The 4,413-nt window shown below is 67.3% G+C and carries 3 protein-coding genes; 1 reads left to right on the top strand and 2 read right to left on the bottom strand.

Going from position 1 to position 4,413, the window contains the following annotated elements; all coding sequences use genetic code 11:
* The first annotated feature begins 189 nt into the window (after positions 1 to 189).
* A complete protein-coding gene (locus tag QZY48_RS12725) occupies positions 190 to 1,833 on the top strand; it encodes an ATP-binding protein (RefSeq protein ID WP_295431229.1) in 1,644 nt (547 codons plus the stop codon).
* A gap of 153 nt (positions 1,834 to 1,986) precedes the next feature.
* Here QZY48_RS12725 and QZY48_RS12720 read toward each other — a convergent pair whose 3' ends face one another.
* Positions 1,987 to 2,598: a hypothetical protein gene (locus QZY48_RS12720; protein WP_295431228.1), complete on the bottom strand. Its 612-nt coding sequence runs from the start codon at positions 2,596 to 2,598 to the stop codon at positions 1,987 to 1,989.
* Complete coding sequence (locus QZY48_RS12715) at positions 2,595 to 4,184, bottom strand: hypothetical protein (protein ID WP_295431227.1); 1,590 nt, start codon at positions 4,182 to 4,184, stop codon at positions 2,595 to 2,597. The genes QZY48_RS12720 and QZY48_RS12715 overlap by 4 nt, the downstream gene beginning before the upstream one ends.
* Positions 4,185 to 4,413: the final 229 nt, after the last annotated feature.

Raw genomic sequence — 4,413 nt, 5'->3', positions numbered from 1 at the left:
CAACGACAACGACGCCCGGTCCGTGACGACGTCCGGCAGCTGTAGCTGTAGGGTGCGCGATGCGTACCCTACGAAATATGCGTTAACACATCAGTTCTGATCGCACCCCCGCGGCTCGGACGGCTGGCGATGCCCCGCGGCTGGGTCTAGACTCGCGACCATCCCGCGCCCGGTTTCGCTACAGATACCATGAATCCGCCCCTCAAAAAACTCCCGATCGGCATCCAGACCTTCAGCGAGATCATCACCGAGGGTTACACCTATGTCGACAAGACCGCGCACGCCCTGGCCCTGGCGAACGGGGGCAAGTACTACTTTCTGTCGCGCCCGCGCCGGTTCGGCAAGAGCCTGTTCCTGGATACGCTCAAGGAGTTGTTCGAGGGCAGCGAGGCCCTGTTTCGGGGGCTCGACATCCACCCCCACTGGGACTGGTCGCGCCGCCATCCGGTGATCCGGCTCGATTTTGCCGGGGGGGTGGTGCAGAGCCCCGAGGGTCTGGATGAGAAGATCCACGAGTTGCTGGGCTTCAACCAGCGTCGCCTGGGTATCCACTGCGAGGCCACCAGCATCGCGGGCCGCTTTGCCGAGTTGATCATCCGCGCCCATGAGGCCGGCGGCCGGCGGGTGGTGATCCTGGTCGACGAGTACGACAAGCCGATCCTCGACAGTATCGAGCATCCGCATCGTATCGCGGTGTTGCGCGAGGGGCTGAAGAATCTTTACTCGACCATGAAGACGCAGGACGCCCATATCCAGTTCGTCCTCATGACCGGGGTGACCAAATTCAGCAAGGTCAGCCTGTTTTCGGGGTTGAATCAACTCAACGATCTGACGCTGGATGCGCGGGTCGCCACCCTCTGCGGCTACACCCAGACGGACCTTGCGACCACCTTTGGCGGGCATCTGGCCGGGGTCGATTGGGACCGGCTTAAGCGCTGGTACAACGGCTACAATTTTCTCGGTGAGCCGGTCTACAACCCCTTCGATATTCTCCTGTTCATCGACAAGGGTCGGGTGTACCGCAACTACTGGTTCGAGACGGGCAGTCCGAGCTTTCTGCTCAAGCTGTTGCAGCGCCGACAGACCTTCCTGCCCGCACTCGAGGGGATCGAGGCCAGCGAGGAGATCCTGGACTCGTTCGACATTGAGCGGATCGACCCGGTGACGCTGCTCTTTCAGACCGGCTATCTGACCATCGACCAGGCCCGCGAGTCCTTCGACCAATGGCTGTTTTCACTGCGCGTCCCCAACCAGGAGGTACGCCAAGCGCTCGCCAACCACCTGGTCGACGCCTATACGGGCCGCCTGCCGAGCGAACGCCTGAATTGGCAGAAGGCCATCTACGACCCCTTGACGCAAGGTGACGTCGCCGGCCTGATCGCCGCCATCCAGCGACTGTTTGCGGGCATCCCCTGGCGCAACTTTACCGGCAACGACCTGCCCGAGGCCGAGGGCTATTACGCCAGCGTGCTCTATGCCTTCTTCGCCAGCCTCAATGCCGAGATCATTCCCGAGGACGTGAGCAACCAGGGCCAGGTGGACCTGACCATCAAGCTGGCCGACTACATCTACGTCATCGAGATCAAGCTGGCACCGCGCCAGGCCCGGCGCGCGCCGACGGCGCCGGAATCAGTCGGGGATGAGGGCGCCCCGGTTCTGGCCCGGGACGGCGCCGCCAACCCGGCCTTGGCGCAGCTTCGCGCCCGCGGCTATAGCGACAAATACCGCGGCCTGCCGGGCAAGGGCCTGTTCGAGGTCGGGCTGGTGTTCGAGCGGCGGGCGCGCAATCTGGTGCAGGCGGATTGGTGTGCGGTGAACGGAGCGACAGATTAGGGGATTTCCCGACAACCTTTCATCAACCTGGAATCGGCAATTGATCACGCAAAGACGCCAAGCATTGAAAAACTTCGCGTCTTTGCTTGAAACAAATGCTTCTTCCAGGAGCAACGCAGCCGGGGCGGGACGCCCCGGCTCCTTTACGACCGATCAACCCGTCAGATCGGCCGGTTCGTCGGGCCGCGCGCGCGGCTTGCGCCGCCGGCTGGTGATGGCCGGGACCGCGTCCTGGACCTCGATGACGCGCATCGCCCGCTCCTCGCCCAGCCGTTCGCGCTTGGCGATCAGCTTCTCCTGGCGGACCCGCACGCCGTAGCCCAGGGCCGCGCCCCCGGCGGAGGCGATGGTGAGTAGCCCCAGCGTGATGAACTGGGTGAGCATCATCGTCAATCCCAGGCTCACGGCACCGCCGACCACCACCGCGGATTTCAGGCTCATGCCCGCGCCCAGGCCGCGCGCCGCCTTGAGGCTGCTGCGGACCTCCTTGATCCGCTGCTGCTCGGCCTTGAGGCGCAGTTGCTCGCGCTCTTTGGAGAAGCGCTCGGCGGCACGGGCGACCACGTGGTGGCGGCCGGCACCGGCGATGGTGCTGAACCAGAAGGCGGCCATGGTACCCACGGCGACCCCGACGGCGGCGAAGAGCGGCCAGGTGGTCTGCCAATCCGTGCGCAGCGCCGTATAGACCAGGAGCCCGGTCACCCCCTGGAGCAGGAAGATGCCGAGCAGGTAACGCAGCAGGGTCGAGAGACTGGTGATGGTCATGAGCGGCGGACTGCCTTCTTGGGGGCGCGTTTGCGCACTGCGGGGGTGGGGCCGGCGGCCTGGGTTGCGGGCTGGGGGGCGGTCTGGGCCGCCGGCTGATCGGGGGACGCGGACTCGCCCGGTGTTGCGCTGGCCGCGGCCTGGGCCTTGGGGTCCTGGGGCTTGGGGGCGAGGGGGCCGCCGAGGCGGAAGACCCAGGCGTCCTTGAGCGCCGGGCTCAGTTCTTCGGTCGCGACCTGGCGGCTGAAGAGCCCGAGCAGGCGCTCGCGGATGGCGGCGAGCCCTTCCGGACGGCCCTGCTGTTCGGCCGGGATGGGCCGGTCATAGGCGTCGACCACGGCATAGAGGTACTCGGCGCCCAGGCCCGAGAGGTCGCTCACCAGGCGCGGGGCGGCCTGGCTCGTGGGCAGCAGGCGCGGTTCCAGGCCGGAGATCAGGAAGGGCCCGGGCAGTGTCTCCAGGCGCCGGGCCAGGTCCGGTTGATTGCTGCGCCTGAGGTATTGGATCAGGTCCTGGCGTATGGCCGCGGAGAACTCGGGGCCGGTCTGCTCGCTCAGCTTGGCCTCCTTGCGGTCCGGCCGGATGGCGATCAGGAAGGCGTGGGCCTCGGCACGGGGTCCGCGGGCGCCCTGGTCGCCCGCCAGGACATAGGTCTCGATGACCCGCAGCAACTCCGCGTAACGGGCGCGGTCGGCGTCCTTGGCGGGATCGAAGCCGGCGCCCAGGAGGACGAAGGTATAGACCCCGTAACCCGGGGTGGCGTTGCTGTAGAGGGTGTTGATGGCGGTGGCGGTCGCGACCCCGGGCTCGGCCCCGCGCGAGGGGAAATAGGCCATGGCGTAGGCCAGGGACCCGGCGTCGCCGGTCGGCTCGGAGCGCTGGAGCGGCGACACCAGGTCCCGATTCAGGCCGCTGGAGGCGGCCGCCCGGATGGTCCCCTCGGCCCGCGGACCGCCCAGAAACAGGGCGCGATTGACCACCGCCGACACCACCTCGTTGCCGCCCTGGGCGACCAACTCGCGCACCACCTCGGCGAGCGGGCCGCAGTCGCCCTGGATCAGGGCCTCGGTGGCAAAGGCCGGGTCCGTGTTGGACAGGAAGAGGTCAGTCACCAGGGGCGCCAGATAGCCCTTTTGCTTGCCGAGACGGGCCGAGCCGCAGATCAGGGCGACCTCCCGGCGCAAATCCGGCAGGTCTGGACTGAAGGGGGTGAAGGCCGGACTGCCCTGCCCCACCGCGACCGGTTGCTGCGCCGGTGGGTTCAGGCCCAGGACCTCGCCGGTGGTACGCCACTGGGGCTCGGGCGGCGTGGTCAGGTCCGGGGCTGGGGTCGCGGCCTTGGGGGCACCCTGGACCTTGGACGGCGCCGACTTTGGTGCCGGCTGACCGGTCGGGGCGCCCTTGGCCGCCGCGACGGCGGGCGGCGCGGCGGGTGCGGGGGCGCTCTTGGAACCGCCGCCGAAGGACCCAAGCGCGGCGCAACCGCTCAGGACCGACAACACACACAGGCCCGCCAGCACACGCCGGAAACGGCGCCCGGCCGGGCCCTCGGCAGACTGATCGCATCGTTTACGGGGCTGGTTCACGTCATCTTGGTCCCTGGTGGTACTCAACCTTTCATCATAGCGGATCGGCCGGGCGGCGACCTGCCGGAGGGATCAGGCGGGTGCGATTAGAACTGATATATTAACGCATATATCGTATGGTATGCATCGCGTACCCGCCAAACTGCCACGACCGCCGGAGCCGGGTACGCGATGCGTACCCTACAGCTACCGGACGTTCTCACGGACCGGGCGTCGTTGTCGTTGTCGT

Origin of the sequence: uncultured Thiodictyon sp. (genome assembly GCF_903828115.1) — a bacterium.
Classification (GTDB): domain Bacteria; phylum Pseudomonadota; class Gammaproteobacteria; order Chromatiales; family Chromatiaceae; genus Thiodictyon.
This window is presented reverse-complemented; position numbering and strand designations above follow the sequence as displayed.

What these genes read in the sequence shown, in the direction of transcription:
- QZY48_RS12725 (WP_295431229.1), top strand. Translation starts at nt 190, where the DNA reads ATGAATCCGCCCCTCAAAAAACTCCCGATCGGCATCCAGACCTTCAGC.
- QZY48_RS12720 (WP_295431228.1), bottom strand. Translation starts at nt 2,598, where the DNA reads ATGACCATCACCAGTCTCTCGACCCTGCTGCGTTACCTGCTCGGCATC.